The organism is Sediminicoccus rosea, from assembly GCF_033547095.1.
Lineage (GTDB): Bacteria > Pseudomonadota > Alphaproteobacteria > Acetobacterales > Acetobacteraceae > Roseococcus > Roseococcus rosea.
Genome location: NZ_CP137852.1, coordinates 4,352,199 through 4,368,177 on the forward strand (window position 1 = coordinate 4,352,199; position 15,979 = coordinate 4,368,177).

Here is a 15,979-nt window from a genome sequence, read left to right on the forward strand (position 1 = left end):
CTCAGCCATTCGCCTCGATGAGCGCCAGCAGCCCTTCCAGGATCTGCTCTGGCGCGGGCGGGCAGCCGGGGATGACAAGGTCCACCGGCAAGGCGGCCTCGACGCCGCCCAGCACGGCGTAGCTGCCGCGGAACACGCCGCCATCGACCGCGCAATCGCCCAGCGCCACCACCCAGCAGGGATCGGGCGTCGCGGCGCGGGCGCGCTGCAGGGCCTCGGCCATATTGCGCGTCAGCGGGCCGGTGACGAGCAGGATGTCGGCATGGCGCGGGCTCGCCACGAAGCGCAGGCCGAAGCGCTCCAGGTCATGCGCCACGTTCTGCAGCGCATTCACCTCCAGCTCGCAGCCATTGCAACTGCCCGCATCCACCTGGCGGATCGAGAGCGAACGGCCGAGCCGCGCCTCGGAGGCTTCCGCGAGGCGCGCGCGCAACTCCTCCACGATCTCGGGCGGCGTGGGCGGCGGCGCCGCGTCGGTCAGCGGGCGGGAGACGAGGTTGCGCAAGAGCTTGGGGATGAGCATCAGGCGGCCTCCTCCATCGCCTCGGTGAAGACGAGGCGGTTGCCGAACGGGTCGGCCACCTCCATGTCGCGCCAGCCCCAGGGCTGCTCGACGATGCCGGGACGCGCGTGGCGATACGCTTTCGCGGTCAGCTCGGCCTGCAGCGCATCAAGCCCGGTCATGCGGAGGATGAGCTTGCTCCCCGGCGTCCCGTCGCCGAAATGCTCGCTGAGGAAGAGCACCAGCGCCCCGCGCGAGACCTGCGCGAAGACCGGCGCGTGGGCGCTGAAGCGATGCTCCCAGTCCCACCCCATGCCCAGGAAATCCACATAGAATTCGCGCGCCTTCGGCAGGTCGAAGATGCGAAGGATGGGGATGGTGGCGTCGAAGCGCGGGCTCACAGATCCACCCCGCTGTAGCTGCCATTGATGCTTTTGTTGATCAGCGGGAAGTCGGCCACGATGTTGCCGATCACCGCGGCCTCCAGCAGCGGCCAATGCAGCCAGGAGGGGTCGCGGAGCATGCAGGCCTCGATGCCGCCCGCGCCATCGAGGCGCATCCAGGCCAGGCATTCGCCGCGGAAGCCTTCCACCAGCGCCACGCCCTCGCCGCCGCGCGGCGGGAGATGCACGGTGAGTTCGCCCTCCGGCAGGCGCGGCAGCAATTCGCGCAGGAAGGCGATGGATTGCAGCGCCTCGGCATGGCGTTGCCGCCAGCGCGCATCCACATCGGCCCCCGCCTGGGTGATCAGCGCCTCGGGCACCAGTTCCCCGGTGAGCAGCCGCGCGTCGAAGCCACGGCCCGCGGCGCGGCCAACCACCCCGCCCGGCGCGAAGCCCGCGACCAGCCAGGGCTCCATGATGCCGGTGCCGAGCACGCGGTCCTGCAGGCTCGCATGGCTCCCATAGAGCGCGAGCAGGGCGGGAAGCTCGCCCTCGATGGCGGCCAACGCGGCGAGCAGCGCGGCGATCCCCTCCGGCGTCAGGTCCTGCGCCACGCCGCCGGGCAGCACGCGGTCCATCATCAGCCGGTGGCCCAAGGCGTCACGCTGGGCGCGCAGCAGCCCCTCGCGCAGCCAGCCGCAGCGGGCATGGATCGCCGCGAAGGCCGCGTCATTGGCGATGAAGCCGAGGTCGTTCAGGTGGTTGTGCAGCCGCTCCAATTCGAGCATCGCAGCGCGCAGCGCGAGGGCGCGCGGCGGAGCCTCCACCCCCAGCGCCGCCTCGGCCGCGCGGGCGAAGGCCAGGGAATGCGCGACCGTCGTGTCGCCCGAGAGCCGCGCGGCAAAGCGGGCGGCGGCGCGCGGCGGCTTGCCCTGCATGAGCGAGAGCGTGCCCTTGTGGACGTAGCCGAGCAGCACCTCCAGCCGGACGATGATCTCGCCCTGCACATGGAAGCGGAAATGCCCGGGCTCGATCACGCCGGCATGGATGGGACCGACGGGGATGACATGCACGCCCTCGCCCGCCACGGGCAGGAATTCGAGCGGTGTCGCCTCGGGCGCCCGGGCGGCGGGGCGGGCGGAGAGCGGCGCGAGCAGCGGCCAGCGGCCATGGTCGAGGAAGGGGCGCGCATCCGTACCGCCCTCGGCCATGATGCCCCAGAGGTCCATCAGCGCGCGCTCAAACAGCGCGGCAGCCGGCCAGAGCGGCGAGAGGGCGGGGATGCGCCCCTCCTCCGCCGGGACGGAGGCGAGCAGGACCTCCAGCCGCGCCTCATCGAGGAAGGCCGCATGGGCGAAGCCCGGCTCGCCCCAGAGGCCCAGCAGCGTGACGCCCGGCGCGGGCGCGAGGGATGACCAGCGCCGCGCATCCAGCAGGAAGCGCGGCCAGGGCGTGCAGCCCAGGCGCTGGCCGGATTCGATGGTGGCGCGCAGCGTCATGACAGCGCCCTCGCCGCTTCCAGCAGCATGGCCGAGAGCGCGCCCGGCAATGCCAAGCCCAGTACCATCGCCAGCACCAGGTGGCCCCAGAGCGGCAGCAGCGTGGCGAGGCCGGCGGCCATCGGCGCGGGCTGCGGGGTGGGAAGGCCGAAGCAGAGGCGCTGCATGGCGTGCAGCAGCGCCGTGCCGGCGACCAGCAGGCCGAAGATCAGCAGCGGCAGCAGCCAGGGCGCCTCACGCCCCATCGCGGTGGCCAGCAGCAATTCCGAGGCGAAGAGGCTGAAGGGCGGCAAGCCCGCCAGCGCCGCCATGGCCAGCGCAAGGCCCCAGCCCAGCGCCGGATGCGAGGTGGCGAGCCCGCCGATCGCCGCCATGTGCTGCGCGCCCTTGATCCGCACCGCGCGGCCGATGGCGAAGAACGCGGCCGACTTCACCAGCGAATGGCCCCAGAGATGCAGCAGCCCCGCCATGTGGCCCGCGACGCCGCCGATGCCGAAGGCGATGGCGGCAATGCCCATGTGCTCGATGCTGCTCCAGCCGAAGAGGCGCTTCGCATCCCGCCGCCGCCAGAGCGAGAAGCCCGCCAGCAGCAGCGTGACGAGGCCCATGACGACCAGGGAGGTCCCCGGCGGGATCGCCTCGGGATTGGCGGCCACGATGCTCTTGCCGCGCAGGATGGCGAGCATCGCGGCGTTGAGCAGCAGGCCCGACAGCACGGCGGCGATCGGCGTCGGGCCCTCGGCATGGGCGTCGGGCAGCCAGGAATGCAGGGGGGCCAAGCCCGCCTTGGTGCCGAAGCCCACCAGCAGGAAGACGAAGGCCAGGTTCAGCAGCCCGGCATCGGCCTGTGGCGCCAGCGCCCGAAGCGCCGCGTAGGAGAGCTGCCCTTCGGCATGGCCCCCCACCGGTTGCGCGGCGAGCGCCAGCACGATCAGTCCGAACAGCGCGAGCGCGATGCCGACGCCGCAGAGGATGAAGAACTTCCACGCCGCCTCGATCGCGGAGGGCGTGCGGTGCAGCGCCACCATCAGCACGCAGGCGAGCGTGCCCGCCTCGATCGCCACCCACATGACGCCCAGGTTGTCGGCCAGCAGGGCCAGGAAATGCGCCGCCATGAAGCCCTGGAAGGCGGCGTGGTAGGCGCGGTTCTGCCCGGTGTCGAAGCCCTCGCCCGCGATGTCCTGGGCGGAGAAGATGGCAGTGCCGAAGCCCACGATGGCGGCGATCAGCACGAAGGGCGTGTTCAGCGCATCGGCGCGCAGCCAGCCCGTGCCCGTGGGCTCGCCCAGCAGCAGCAGCGCGAGCAGCAGGGTCACGCCCGAGGCCAGGATGTTGAGCCGCGCCGCCTGCGCCGGCAGCGCCGCACAGAGCGCGGCGGCGAGCGCCGGGATGAGGATGAGCCAGAGCGTCATGTGCCCTCCCCGCGATGCGGATCGAGCACGGAGGTGTCCAGGCTGTCGAAGCGCTCATGCAGCACGCGCGCGAAGACGCCGGCGATGACGGCGATGACCAGCACGAGGCCCGCCGTCGAAAGCTCCACCACCAGCGGCATGCCGGCCACGCCGACGGCGGCCAGGACCAGGCCATTCTCCAGCGTCATCAGCCCCGCGATCTGCGCGAGCGCGGTGCGGCGCGTCACCATCATCAGCAGGCCGAGGAGGACGACGGAGAGCGCGATGGCCAGGTCCTCCCGCGCCAGCGCCCGCGCGCCGGCGGTGGCCGGCAGCACGACGAGGATGCTGAGCCCCACCAGCAGGAAGCCCGCGATCATGCTGGCGCCGATCCCCGAGGCGGGTTCCGCCCGCCGCGCCGGCGGCAATTGCACGACCAGGCGGCGCAGGTAGATCGGGATCAGGATCCCCTTGGCGACGAGCGCGATGATGGCCGTGACGAAAAGCTGCGGCGCGCCCTGCACATGCCCCTGCCAGACCGCGGCCAGCGCCAGCACCACGCCCTGCAGCGCGAGCGCGTTCACCAGCGCGAAGATGCGCCGCTGGTAGAGCAGCACGAAGGAGATGAGCAGCATGGCGCCGCCCAGCACATGCGCCACATCGTAGGAGGTGTCGCCGAAGCCCATCACGCCAATCCCGTGGAAACAAAGATCAGCGCCGCCGCCAGCAGCGCCAGCATCAGCGCGCCGCCCAGGAATTCCGGCACACGGAAGACGCGCATCTTGGCGATGGCGCTCTCGAACACGGCCAGTGCCAGCGCCAGCAGCCCGATCTTGGCGGCCCAGAGCAAGAGGCCCATGCCCCAGGCGAAGGGGCCGCTGCCCGGCGCGGCCGTGCCATAGGGCACGAAGAGCGTGGCCAGCAGGCCGAGCCAGACCAGCAGCTTCAGCGCCGCCTGCATCTCCCACAGCGCGAGGTGCCGGCCCGAGGCCTCCAGCAGCATCGCCTCATGCACCATGGTCAGTTCCAGATGCGTCGCCGGATTGTCCACCGGCACGCGGGCATTCTCGGCGAGGGCCACCGCCACCAGCGCCACGGCCGCGAAAAGCAGCGAGACGCGCAGGCCAAGCTGCGCATCCACCAGCCCGAAGCCGATGGCATTGAGGTTGGTGCTGCCGATCAGCACGGCGAAGACCATGACGCAGACCATCAGCGCGGGCTCGGCGAAGACGGCGAAGGTCATCTCCCGCGCGGCGCCCAGGCCGCCGAAGGGCGTGCCCGCATCATGCCCGTTCAGCGCCAGCGCCACCCGCGCCAGGGCCAGCAGCCCCGCGATCAGCAGCAGGTCGGCCATCGGGGCCAGCGCCATGCCGAAGGCGAAGCTCGGCACCAGCGCCGCCGCCAGCAGCGTGGCGCCGAGCGCGACATAGGGGGCGATGCGCGAGACCAGGCTCGCGCCATCCGCCAGCACCGGCTGCTTGCGCAGCAGCTTCAGCAGGTCGCGCCAGGGCTGCATCGGGTGCGGTCCGCGCCGGCCCAGCAGGCGCGCCTTCAGCCAGCGCACCACGCCCACCAGAAGCGGCGCGGCCACGAGCATGAGCGCGACATGCAGCAGTTGCGTGAGGAGGCTGCCCAGCACCGCCATCAGCCGCGCTCCAGCAGGGCGACCAGCGCCAGCAGTGAGACCAGCGTGCCGAAGGTCAGGCTCAGGTAGAAGCGCAGGCTCAGCCCGCGCAGCTTCTCCGCCTCGCGCGAGAGGGCGCGGCGGGCGCGGGCCAATGGGTAGAGCAGCCGGGTGAATCCGCGATCCCGCCCCTCGACGCGCAGCCGGGCGGCGGCGGGCGAGCCAGGCGGCTGGTTCAGCAGGGATTCGCGCGGCGCGATCGCGAGGTGCCCGAGGCTGCGGCGAATGGGCTGACCGAGCCCCATCGCGCTCACCTGGCTCAGTGGATCACCGAAGGGCATGTGCGGCGGCGGCGGCATGAAGCCGCAGTCCCAGGCCGGGCCACGCGCGGGCGCGCGGGGCGAGCGCCGGCGCACCGCCAGCACGAGGCCACCGACCACCAGCGCCAGCAGCAGCGCGGCGAGGCCCGGCAGGTAGCGCGCGCCGCCATCGCCGAGCGCGAGTTCCAGCCCGAAGCGCGGCGCCGCCGCCTGCGGCCCCAGCACCTGGCGGATCGGGCCATCCAGCACGCCCAGCGCCACGGCCGCGAGCGGCCCGAGCGCCAGGGTCAGCAGGCTCGGCAGCAGCAGCGCCACCCGCATCATGCCGCCCGCATCCGGCGCGCCCGCCACCCGCGGCGTGCGCGGCCGACCGAGAAAGACGAGGCCGAAAAGCCGCACCATGGCGGCCGCGGCCAGCCCGATGGCCATTCCCACGGCCGCGAGCGAGACGGCGGCGATGAGCTGGACCGACATGTCGGAGACACGAAAGCCCTGGATCAGCGCCTGGAGCAGCAGCCACTCGCTGGCAAAGCCCGAGAGCGGCGGCAAGGCGGCGGCCGAGAGCGCGCCCAGCAGCGCGCAGCCCGCCACCCAGGGCATGCGGTGGATCAGGCCCCCCAGCCGGTCCGGGTCGCGGCTGCCGGCCAGGCTGTAGACCGCGCCGAGGCAGAGGAAGAGCTGCGTCTTGAAGGCCGCGTGGTTCAGCGCGTGCAGCAGCGCCGCCGCCAGCGCGACCGAGGCGAGCGGCAGCAGATCCGCCCCGCGATAGGTGAGGGCGAGGCCCAGCGCCGCCACCATCAGCCCCATGTTCTCCAGCGTGGAGCAGGCGAGGATGGCCTTGGTGTCGCGCTCCAGATTGGCGCGCAGCGCGCCGATCAGCGCCGTCGCGACGCCGAGGCCCACCAGCGGCAGGCCCCACCAGGCGGGCTGCGCCGCGCCCGAAAGGTCGAACAGCAGGCGGATCATCACATAGAGGGCGATCTTTACCATCGCGCCGGACATCAGCGCCGAGACCGGGCTGGCCGCCGCGGGGTGCGCCAGGGGCAGCCAGACATGGAAGGGCACGAGACCCGCCTTGGACCCCGCCCCCAGCAGCACCAGGAGCAGCACGGCCGCGGCGCGCCAGCCCTCGGGCGGGGCGCCGCGCATCACCGCGAAGCCGAGCCCGCCGCCGGCCAGCAGCCCCACGGCGCCGATCAGGCAGAGGCCCGAGAAGGCGGCGAAGGCCAGGTAGAGCCGCGCCGCCCGCCGCCCCGCGCCGGTGGCGTGCCGCGCCGCGATCAGGGCCCAGGAGGCGATCGACATCAGCTCGAAGCCGAGGATCAGGGTGAAGCCGTCCGCCGCGATCAGGGTCAGCGCCATGCCGGCCAGGAAGAGCGGGAAGGCGGCCCCCTCCGCGCGGGGCGGCGGCGGCGAGGCGGCGGCGAAGAGGCAGGCCGGCACGGCCGCCAGCGCCAGGATCACCAGGAACCAGCCGGCCAGCGCATCCACCGCCACCTGCGCCGCCCCCCAGGGCGGGCCGAACCCGAGCGCCGTGGCGGGAAGCCCGGCCAGGCCCACCAGCCCAAGCCCGGCGCTGGCGAGCGCGCTGCCGAGGAAGACCCAGCGCGGCGCCCGCCCCGAAGCGCCCAGCGCCGAGAGCGCCAGAAAGGCGAGGAAGCAGCCGCCCAGAAGGGTCAGCACGGCCGGCCCCCGGGCGCCCAATGTTCGATTCGCCTTGCCATCGGAAGGAGCTTAACAGCCCCGGCGGCCAGGGCGAGGCCCCTGGGGGCCCTCACTCCAGGCTGGACAAGCCGAAAATCATGTTTAGGGAGCGTCACGCGGGCGCGCATGGCGGATGGCAAGCGCGCGCAGGGCGCAATTCCGGCGGGGAGGTGGCGATGGGTGTGCTTCTGGCCTTCAGCCGGGGCGTGGACTGGATGAACGAGAAATTCGGCCGCGTGGCCGATTGGTGCATCCTCCTCGCCTGCGCCATCAGCGCGGGCAACGCGATGAGCCGCTACGGCTTCAACTTCTCCTCCAACGCCTGGCTCGAGGTGCAGTGGTACCTCTTCGCCGCGGTGGTGATGCTGGGCGCCAGCTACACGCTGTTCCGCAACGAGCATGTCCGGGTGGACCTGCTCTATGGCTGGATGAGCGAACGTGGCCGGCTCTACGTGGACATCTTCGGCATCATCGTCTTCCTCCTGCCCGGCATGATCCTGCTCACCTGGATGACCTGGCCTTTCTTCCTCGACAGCCTGATGCGCAACGAGGGCTCGGCGAGCCCGGGCGGGCTGATCCGCTGGCCGGCCAAGCTGCTGCTGCCGCTCGGTTTCTTCCTGCTGGTGCTGCAGGGCCTGTCGGAGCTGATCAAGCGCTTCGCCCTGCTGCGCGGCCCGGTCGAGGGCGTCGCCGTCGTCACCGAATACCAGCGGCCCGAACAATAATGACCCTCGACCTCATGCCGCCGCTGATGTTCGGCGGGCTCGTCCTCTTCCTGCTGATGGGCTTCCCGGTGGCCTTCTCGCTCTGCGCGGTCGGGCTGTTCTTCGGCTTCCTCTCGATCGAGCTCGGCTTCTTCACGACGGCCTATCTCGGCAACCTGCCGCTGCGGGTCTTCGGCATCCTCTCGAACGACCTGCTGCTGGCCATCCCCTTCTTCACGCTGATGGGCGCGATCCTCGAGCGCTGCGGCCTGGCGGAGGACCTGCTGGAGGGCACCGGCCAGCTCTTTGGCAAGATCCCGGGCGGCCTCGCCTATGCCGTCATCATCGTGGGCGCGGTGCTGGGCGCCATCACCGGCACGGTCGCGGCCTCGGTCATCGCCATGGGCATGATCTCGCTGCCCATCATGATCCGCTACGGCTACGACATGCGGATCGCGACCGGGGTGATCGCGGCCTCGGGCACCATCACCCAGCTGATTCCGCCGAGCCTCGTGCTGATCGTGCTGGGTGACCAGCTCGGCAAGAGCGTGGGTGACATGTATGCGGGCGCGATCGGCCCCTCGATCCTGCAGATCCTTCTCTTCATCGCCTTCATCGCGGTGGTCGCGATCGTCGCCCCCCACAAGGTCCCGCCCTTGCCGCCCGAGGCGCTGATGCCGCGCGGCTGGCCGCTCTACCGCCGGGTGCTGAAGGGCATGGTCCCCTCCATCGCGCTGATCTTCCTCGTGCTGGGCACCATCTTCATGGGCCTCGCCACGCCGACCGAGGCGGGGGCCATGGGTGCGGTGGGTGCGGTGGTGCTGGCGGTGATGAATGGCCGCTTCACCTGGAAGCTGCTGCGCGAGGCGATGGGCAACACCATGCGCATCACCTCCATGGTCATCTTCATCCTGATCGGCGCCACGGTGTTCAGCCTGGTCTTCCAGGGCGTGGACGGCTCCCACTGGGTGGAGCACCTGCTGAGCCACCTGCCGGGCGGGCAGACGGGCTTCCTGATCTTCGTCAACATCTTCATCTTCTTCCTGGCCTTCTTCCTCGATTTCTTCGAGATCGCCTTCATCGTGGTGCCGCTGCTGGCGCCGGTGGCCGCCAAGCTCGACATCGACCTCGTCTGGTTCGGCGTCCTGCTCTGCATCAACCTGCAGACCAGCTTCATGCACCCGCCCTTCGGCTTCGCGCTGTTCTACCTGCGCTCGATCGCGCCGAAATCCGTGCTGACGAAGGACATCTACCTGGGCGCCATCCCCTGGCTCGGCCTGCAGCTCATCCTGGTCGCCATCGTCATCTTCTGGCCGGAGAGCGTGACCTTCTTCCTGGATGGCGGCACCGGGGTGGACCCGGCCTCGGTTGTGATCGACGTACCCCCGCCGCCGCCCGTGGATGACGACGCGGTGCCCGTCTTCCGGTAGGCCGCCGCGCCGCCTGGCAGGGCCTGAGCGGCCGGAGAGGGCGCGCGTGACGGCGCCATTTTCCGGCCCCGAGCGCGAGGCGGGCCCGCATGCGGGTGCCTGGGAATGACGTGGATCTGCAGCCCACCCCGTAAGCGCGGGAAGAAGCGGCCCCCAGGCCGCGCCCTACTGGCTGGCCCAGAGAATGCGGTGCAGCCAGGCGATATCCGGCAGGTCGAAGCTGTAATCCGGATGGGCCGGATTGAGGCTGGCAAGCTCGATCCGCTTGGCGCTTTGCCGCTTCAGCTCCTTGGCCATCACCTCGCCGAGGCGGGTGCGCACCACCACGCGATCCCCCCGCCGCACCGGTGAGGCGGGCGAGACGATCACCACATCGCCGTCCCGGAACACGGGCTCCATCGAATCCCCCGAGATTTCCAGCGCATAGGCGTTGGGGTCGCTGATCTCGGGCAGGCTGATCTCGTCCCAGCTGCCGCCGACCGGGAAGCCCGCATCGTCGAAGAAGCCCTCGCCGCCCGCCTGCGCCAGACCGATCAAGGGGATGCGGCGCGTAGGCCGCGGCCCGCGCGAGAGGCTGGGCAGCGCCGCCTGGCCGGAGACCAGCGCGGCAAAGGCCTCCACCCCGGCGCCGGTCGCGTGCAGCACCTTGGCCACGCTCTCGGTGGAGGGCCAGCGCGCACGGCCATCCGGCCCGATGCGCTTCGAGGGGTTGAAGGCCGTCGGGTCCAGGCCGGCCTTGCGGGCAAGGCCGGAGGCGGAGAGCCCGTTTTCGGCAGCGAGCGAATCAATCGCGCGCCAGATGTCGTCATGTCGCATGGCGTGAGGACCATCATAGGTGTCACGTCATCGCGCAATAGGAAAATGTTGCTCATTCCCCTTGCAACCAAATTCGTGATCCCGCTATGTTCCCTAAATGTTCCGTTTTGCCGCCCCCAGCTCACGCATGAAAGGACGCCTCCATGCCCCCCGCCCCCCGGGCCAGCCACGCCCCCCGCTTCGCCTCCCTCGCCCGGACGGAGCCCTTCGCCTCCGCCGAGGATGCCTGGTTCTGGACCATGGCCGCGCTGGTGGCGCGGCGCGACGGGGCCCGCATCGCCGCCGGCAAGGGCGCCACCCCACGCCCCTGCGAACCGGATGACGTGATCAAGTGCCTGGACCGGCTTTACCGCCAGCGGCGGATCGAGCTGGCCCATGCCCGCGTCATGCGCCTCTGGGGCGAGCGCGGCACGGCGCCCTCCCCCCGCCACCTGCAGGAGCGCGGCGACCACCGGCTCTGGCGGGAGGCGATGAGCCGGCTGGAATGGCCGCTCCGCGTCAAGGGTATCGTCGCCGGCGCGCCCGGCCTCGGCGTCCATGACGCTGATATCATTCCTTTTTCCGGCCCTGGCCCGACGCGCGAGGAATGAGCGCGCAACGCCCCCCGCCGCGGCCGGCCCATCGCCGCCACCTTCCGCCGCAGCACGCCTGGATCGTCTTCTCCGGGCGGGCCGACCATGCGTGGCAGCGCCTGCTCCGTCCCGGCTTCCGGCACTGCTTCGCCGCTCTCGAGGATGCGGCGGGCTGGATGGTGCTGGACCCGCTCTCGGGCCGCCTCCTGCTCGCGCGCCTGGCCGTCCCCCCCGGCTATGACCTGCCCGGCTTCTACCGCCGCGCCGGGTTGCTGCCCCTCGGCCCCTACCCGCTGGAGGAAGCGGCACTGGGCGCGCCCCTGCGCGGCATGCCGCTGAACTGCGTTTCCATCTGCCGCGCCGTTCTGGGCCCGCACGCGCCCTTCGCCCTCACGCCGGCCGGCCTGCACCGCGGCCTGACCCGGATGAATGAATCTAGGAAAAAAAACTTGACAATGCCGAAGGCCTAGGCGTAAAAGACTTCTGCCAAGGGGCGAATTGCATCCAGCCCGGTTCGCCCGCGCCCCCTGGACCACCCTTTCATCCCCCATTCCAGCACCGGCCGCTTCCAGGGCCGGCTCCTCCGCCCCCCGGGCGGCAGGGGCCGGCCCTTTTGGCGTTCCGCCCCCGTCCAGAAGGAGATCGCCGCGCATGGCAGGCCTGTTCCGCGCCCCGAAGCCCGTGGTGGTCCCACCCCAGGCCCCGGCCCCCTCGCCCGAGCCCGCCCCGGTCGCCACACCGCCGGCCCAGGCGGCCGAGGCGGCGCGCACGCAGAGCCGCGCCGGCGCCCGGCAGGGCATCCAGGGCACCATCGCCACCTCGGCGCGTGGCGTGCTCGCCCCGCTGCCCGTGGCACTCACCCGCAAATCCCTGCTCGGCGAGTGACGGCCATGACCCCGCAACAGATCCTCGCCCGGCACGACGCCGCCATCGCCCGCCGCCGCCCGCATGAGGGCCATTGGCGCGATGCCTACGCCCATGTCCTGCCCGCCCCGCACGAGGCGGCGAGCCTCTATGACGCCACCGCCGCCGACGCGACGGAGCAGCTCGCTGCCTCGCTTCTCGCCGAACTCACGCCACCCTGGTCGCGCTGGTTCGGCCTCGCCCCCGCCCAGGGCCAGGCCGAACCCAGCGAGGCCGCCGCGCTGGAAAGGACCGCCGGGACGCTGCAGGCGCATCTCGACCGCTCCAACTTCGCGGTCGAAATGCACCAGGCCTTCCTGGACCTGGTCATCACCGGCACCGGCATCATGCTGGTGGAGGAGGCGCCACCGGGCGAGAGCACCGCGCTGCGCTTCACCGCCGTGCCGGTCCGCACCGCCGTGCTGGAGGAAGGCCCTGCCGGCCGGCTCGACACCGTCTTCCGCGAGGCGCGCCTCAGCACGGCCGAAATGCTCCGCCGGTTCCCCTTCGCCGAAATCCCCGCCGCGATGCAGCGCGAGGCGGCGGCCGAGGCGGACCAGCCCGAGCCCGTGAAGCACCGCCTGATCGAGGCGGTCTGGCCCGACGGCCAGGGCCACCGCTACGCCGCCGTCTTCGACGCGCCCGGCCTCAAGGCGCCCCTCTTCGTGGCGCAGGGCCGCTTCGCCGATGCGCCCTTCATCGCCTTCCGCTGGCTGAAGGCGCCGGGCGAGGTCTATGGCCGCGGCCCCGTCATCAAGGCCCTGCCGGACATCCGCACCGCCAACCGCGTGGTCGAACTCGTGCTCAAGAACGCCTCCATCGCCGTCACCGGCATCTGGCAGGCCGAGGATGACGGCGTGCTGAACCCGGCCACGGTGCAACTCACCCCTGGCGCCATCATCCCCAAGGCGCCGGGCAGCGCCGGCCTCACGCCGCTCGCCGCCCCCGGCGATTTCGACGTCTCCCAACTCGTGCTGAACGACCTGCGCGCGCGCATCCGCACCGCGCTGCTGGCCGATCGCCTCGGCGCGCTGCGCGACCAGCGCATGACGGCGACCGAGGTGCTGGAGCGCAGCGCCGAGACCGCGCGGCTGCTCGGCGCCACCTATGGCCGCCTGCAGTCGGAGCTGCTGACGCCGCTCGTCGCCCGCAGCCTCGCCATCCTCGCTAGGCGCGGCGAGGTGCCGCCCGTGCTGCTCGAACAGGGGCGCGTCGCGCTGCGCTACGAAAGCCCGCTCGCCCGCGTGCAGGGCCGCGCCGATGCGGCGAACACGCTGCTCTTCCTCGACGCCGTCGCGAAGATGGGTGCCGACGCGGTGGCCGAGGTGGATGCCGCCGCCGCCGCGCGCTGGCTCGCCCGCACCCTCGGCGCGCCGGCCGAGATTTTGGCCCCCACCCCCTCGGTCCAACCGGAGTGACACAGCCCATGCCCGACAACCTGCTCGACACCGCCCTCGTTCCCGCCGCCCCGCCGGCCAGCAGCAGCCGCCCGGCCGAGGTGCCGGAGAAATTCTGGGATGCGGAGCGCGGCGAATTGCGCGTGGAGGCCCTGCTCAAGAGCTATCGCGAACTGGAGCGCCGTCTCTCCCAGCGCGCCGCCCCGCCCGCGCCCGAGGCCGACGAGGAGGAGCGCCGCCGCTGGCGCGAGATGATGGGCATCCCCGACAGCCCGGACGGCTACGATGTCACGCCGAAGCATGAGCTCTGCGGCCCCGACCCCGAGATCAACCAGCGCCTGCACGAGGCGGGCTTCTCCTGCGCGCAGGTGCAGCTGCTCTACGACCTCGCCGCCGAACGCCTGCTGCCCCTGGTGGCCGAGGCCGCGCAGCAATTCGAGGCCGACCGCCAGGCCGAGAAGCTGCGCGCGCATTTCGGCGGCGAGGAGCGCTTCCGTCGCGTTGCCGCCCAGCTCAAGGCCTGGGGCCAGGCGAATCTGCCGCCGGGCGTGCTCGACGCGCTTTCCACCACCGAGGAGGGGGTGCTGGCGCTCGAGCGCATGATGCGCGGCGACGAGCCCCGCATGGAGCGCGAGACCGCGCCGCCCGAGGCGCTGGACGAGGGCGAGCTGCGCCGCCTGATGCGCGACCCGCGCTACTGGCGCACCCGCGAGCCGGAAATCGTGAAGCGCGTCACGGAAGGCTTCCGCAAGCTGGTCGGCGGCTGATGTGCGCGGCCAAGGCCTGATAGAGCCGTCGAGCATCCGGGCCGAATAGGCCCGGCGGATCGCATAAGCGATCCGAAGCCAAGCGCGCGGAGCGCGCGCCCGGCGTCTGAGGGCATCAAAAATTCCAACGCAGGGTGAGCGCCGCGCAGACGCGATGACGTCGCGCGCCCGCCCTGCCTGGCCGCCGATCCGCCCCCCTCCTCTGCGGGATCGGCGGCCGCGCCCGCCGCCGGCCGCATGCGCTGCGCCGCGGCGGGCGCCACCATTCATCCGCGCAAAACCCGCTCACCCCAGGCGCGCGGATGCGGCGCGTGCGCGCGGCCCGCACCCGGCCAACCGCGCGGCGCGCCTTCCCCGAAACCCTCCTCGCGGAGACCCCCCATGTCCGGTTCCATTGACCAGGCCTTCGTCACCCAGTTCCAGGCCGAGGTGCACGAGGCCTACCAGCGCCAGGGCAGCAAGCTGCGCCCGGCCATCCGCAGCAAGTCCAACGTGAAGGGCGCCACCACGATCTTCCAGCGCGTCGGCCGCGGCACCGCCAGCTCCAAGGCGCGCAACAATGCCGTGCCGGTGATGAACCTCGAATACTCCGCCGTCTCCTGCTTCCTGCAGGACCACTATGCGGGCGACTGGATCGACAAGCTCGATGAGCTGAAGACCAATGCGGATGAGATCGGCGTGCTCGCCTCGGCCGGCGCGCATGCGCTGGGCCGCAAGACGGATGAGCTGATCATCACGGCGCTCGACCTCGGCACGCGCGAGGCGGTGGGCACCCAGGCCGGCCAGACCGACAATGACGGGCTGACCCGCGCCAAGGTGCTGCTGGCCTTCGAGATGCTGGGCGCCATGGACGTGCCGGATGACGGCAACCGCTATGCCGTGGTCGGCTGGAAGCAGTGGAGCGAGCTGCTGACGCTGCCCGAATTCGCCAGCGCCGACTATGTGGGCGACGCCAACCTGCCCTGGCGCGGCATGCAGGCGAAGCAGTGGCTCGGCGCCACCTGGATCCCGCATTCCGGCCTGACGAAGACCGGCACGATCCGCTCCTGCTACTTCTTCCACAAGACCGCGATCGGCCATGCGGCCGCGTCGGAGATCGTCACCGACGTGACCTGGCATGGCGACCGCGCGGCGCATTTCGTGAACAGCATGATGAGCCAGGGCGCGTGTCTGATCGACGACGCCGGCGTGGTTCGTATGCGCTGCAAGGAATAACGCCCTCAAGCGCCGGGCGCGCGCCCCGCGCGCTTGGCTTCGCCGCCCAACCGTTGTGCCGGGCCACACGCCCGGTTGGGCGGCGCCGGCCGTCGTGCGACCGGATTCTGTTGGGGCGGCTTCCGTTCTTCGGGAGCCGCCCTTGCGCCCCTTCCCCTCCCCCTCCCCCGGAGATTTCGCCATGGCGCTCACTGCGCTCGAACTCTGCTCGCGCGCCCTCCTGCGCATCGGCGCCCAGGCCATCGCCTCCATGGATGAGGGGACCGCCGAGGCGGAGATCGCGTCGGGCCTCTATGACGGCATCCGCGACGCCCTGCTCTCCGCGCATCCCTGGAGCTTCGCCACGGGCCAGGCGAGCCTGCCGCGCCTCGCCGCCGAGCCGAGCGCCGACCACCCCTGCGCCTTCCAGCTGCCGCCGAACTTCCTGCGGGCGCTATCGGCCGGCAGCCTCGGTGCGGGGCGCGGCCTCAGCTACCGCCTGCTGGAGGACCGGCTGCATTGCGATGCGGCGCAGGTGACGCTGACCTACATCTTTCGCCCGCATGAGAGCACCTTCCCGGCCTTCTTCGCCGCCGCCCTTGTCGCGCGCCTCTCGGCCGAATTCTGCATCCCGCTGACCGAGAGCAGCACGCGCGCCCAGCTCCTCTTCAACCAAGCCGAGGCGGAGCTGCGCGCCGCGCGCCGTGCCGACAGCCAGCAGACCACCACCCAGGCGCTGGACGGCTTCCCGCTGATCCGCGCGCGGGGCTGAG

17 protein-coding genes are annotated in these 15,979 nt (G+C 71.8%); 9 read left to right on the top strand and 8 right to left on the bottom strand.

Annotated elements, in window-relative coordinates:
- Nucleotide 1: 1 nt before the first annotated feature.
- From R9Z33_RS20975 to R9Z33_RS21005, 7 genes are read right to left on the bottom strand one after another with little or no spacing between them, the layout of a single operon-like run.
- Nucleotides 2–523 (bottom strand): NADH-quinone oxidoreductase subunit B family protein, encoded by a 522-nt coding sequence (locus tag R9Z33_RS20975; RefSeq protein WP_318648520.1) that lies wholly within the window; start codon nucleotides 521–523, stop codon nucleotides 2–4.
- Complete coding sequence (locus R9Z33_RS20980) at nucleotides 523–903, bottom strand: glyoxalase superfamily protein (RefSeq protein ID WP_318648521.1); 381 nt, start codon at nucleotides 901–903, stop codon at nucleotides 523–525. The genes R9Z33_RS20975 and R9Z33_RS20980 overlap by 1 nt, the downstream gene beginning before the upstream one ends.
- Complete coding sequence (locus tag R9Z33_RS20985; protein WP_318648522.1) at nucleotides 900–2,384, bottom strand: hydrogenase large subunit; 1,485 nt, start codon at nucleotides 2,382–2,384, stop codon at nucleotides 900–902. Before R9Z33_RS20985 ends, R9Z33_RS20980 begins: the two co-directional genes overlap by 4 nt.
- Nucleotides 2,381–3,796 carry a proton-conducting transporter transmembrane domain-containing protein gene (locus tag R9Z33_RS20990; protein ID WP_318648523.1) on the bottom strand — a complete coding sequence of 472 codons (1,416 nt, stop codon included), beginning with the start codon at nucleotides 3,794–3,796 and terminating at the stop codon, nucleotides 2,381–2,383. Before R9Z33_RS20990 ends, R9Z33_RS20985 begins: the two co-directional genes overlap by 4 nt.
- On the bottom strand, nucleotides 3,793–4,461 hold the full coding sequence (locus R9Z33_RS20995; protein ID WP_318648524.1) for a hydrogenase-4 component E: 669 nt from the start codon (nucleotides 4,459–4,461) through the stop codon (nucleotides 3,793–3,795). Before R9Z33_RS20995 ends, R9Z33_RS20990 begins: the two co-directional genes overlap by 4 nt.
- Nucleotides 4,461–5,420, bottom strand: coding sequence for a respiratory chain complex I subunit 1 family protein (locus R9Z33_RS21000; RefSeq protein WP_318648525.1), 960 nt, complete (start codon nucleotides 5,418–5,420; stop codon nucleotides 4,461–4,463). The genes R9Z33_RS20995 and R9Z33_RS21000 overlap by 1 nt, the downstream gene beginning before the upstream one ends.
- On the bottom strand, nucleotides 5,420–7,402 hold the full coding sequence (locus tag R9Z33_RS21005; RefSeq protein WP_318648526.1) for a proton-conducting transporter transmembrane domain-containing protein: 1,983 nt from the start codon (nucleotides 7,400–7,402) through the stop codon (nucleotides 5,420–5,422). Before R9Z33_RS21005 ends, R9Z33_RS21000 begins: the two co-directional genes overlap by 1 nt.
- A gap of 197 nt (nucleotides 7,403–7,599) precedes the next feature.
- Here R9Z33_RS21005 and R9Z33_RS21010 point away from each other — a divergent pair, with 197 nt between their 5' ends.
- Together R9Z33_RS21010 and R9Z33_RS21015 are read left to right on the top strand one after the other, a co-directional pair.
- Nucleotides 7,600–8,148 carry a TRAP transporter small permease subunit gene (locus tag R9Z33_RS21010; RefSeq protein WP_318648528.1) on the top strand — a complete coding sequence of 183 codons (549 nt, stop codon included), beginning with the start codon at nucleotides 7,600–7,602 and terminating at the stop codon, nucleotides 8,146–8,148.
- The gene (locus tag R9Z33_RS21015; RefSeq protein WP_318648529.1) at nucleotides 8,148–9,557 is read left to right on the top strand and encodes a TRAP transporter large permease; all 1,410 of its coding nucleotides are present in this window, start codon (nucleotides 8,148–8,150) and stop codon (nucleotides 9,555–9,557) included. The genes R9Z33_RS21010 and R9Z33_RS21015 overlap by 1 nt, the downstream gene beginning before the upstream one ends.
- Before the next feature lie 165 nt (nucleotides 9,558–9,722).
- On the opposite strand, the gene R9Z33_RS21020 is transcribed toward R9Z33_RS21015, so the two are convergent.
- Nucleotides 9,723–10,373, bottom strand: a complete 651-nt coding sequence (locus tag R9Z33_RS21020) for a S24 family peptidase (protein WP_318648530.1) — start codon at nucleotides 10,371–10,373, stop codon at nucleotides 9,723–9,725.
- Nucleotides 10,374–10,516: 143 nt separating this feature from the next.
- Between R9Z33_RS21020 and R9Z33_RS21025 the strand changes: the two genes are divergently transcribed.
- The 7 genes from R9Z33_RS21025 to R9Z33_RS21055 all read left to right on the top strand — a co-directional run bounded on the left by R9Z33_RS21025 (nucleotide 10,517) and on the right by R9Z33_RS21055 (nucleotide 15,978).
- Complete coding sequence (locus tag R9Z33_RS21025; RefSeq protein WP_318648531.1) at nucleotides 10,517–10,963, top strand: hypothetical protein; 447 nt, start codon at nucleotides 10,517–10,519, stop codon at nucleotides 10,961–10,963.
- A complete protein-coding gene (locus tag R9Z33_RS21030; RefSeq protein WP_318648533.1) occupies nucleotides 10,960–11,415 on the top strand; it encodes a hypothetical protein in 456 nt (151 codons plus the stop codon). The genes R9Z33_RS21025 and R9Z33_RS21030 overlap by 4 nt, the downstream gene beginning before the upstream one ends.
- A 181-nt stretch (nucleotides 11,416–11,596) precedes the next feature.
- On the top strand, nucleotides 11,597–11,830 hold the full coding sequence (locus R9Z33_RS21035; RefSeq protein ID WP_318648534.1) for a hypothetical protein: 234 nt from the start codon (nucleotides 11,597–11,599) through the stop codon (nucleotides 11,828–11,830).
- Nucleotides 11,831–11,835: 5 nt separating this feature from the next.
- Nucleotides 11,836–13,266 carry a portal protein gene (locus R9Z33_RS21040; RefSeq protein ID WP_318648535.1) on the top strand — a complete coding sequence of 477 codons (1,431 nt, stop codon included), beginning with the start codon at nucleotides 11,836–11,838 and terminating at the stop codon, nucleotides 13,264–13,266.
- 8 nt (nucleotides 13,267–13,274) lie between these two features.
- Nucleotides 13,275–14,012 carry a capsid assembly protein gene (locus R9Z33_RS21045; protein WP_318648536.1) on the top strand — a complete coding sequence of 246 codons (738 nt, stop codon included), beginning with the start codon at nucleotides 13,275–13,277 and terminating at the stop codon, nucleotides 14,010–14,012.
- A gap of 381 nt (nucleotides 14,013–14,393) precedes the next feature.
- A complete protein-coding gene (locus R9Z33_RS21050; RefSeq protein ID WP_318648537.1) occupies nucleotides 14,394–15,227 on the top strand; it encodes a phage capsid protein in 834 nt (277 codons plus the stop codon).
- A 181-nt stretch (nucleotides 15,228–15,408) separates the two neighbouring features.
- A complete protein-coding gene (locus tag R9Z33_RS21055) occupies nucleotides 15,409–15,978 on the top strand; it encodes a hypothetical protein (protein WP_318648538.1) in 570 nt (189 codons plus the stop codon).
- Nucleotide 15,979: the final 1 nt, after the last annotated feature.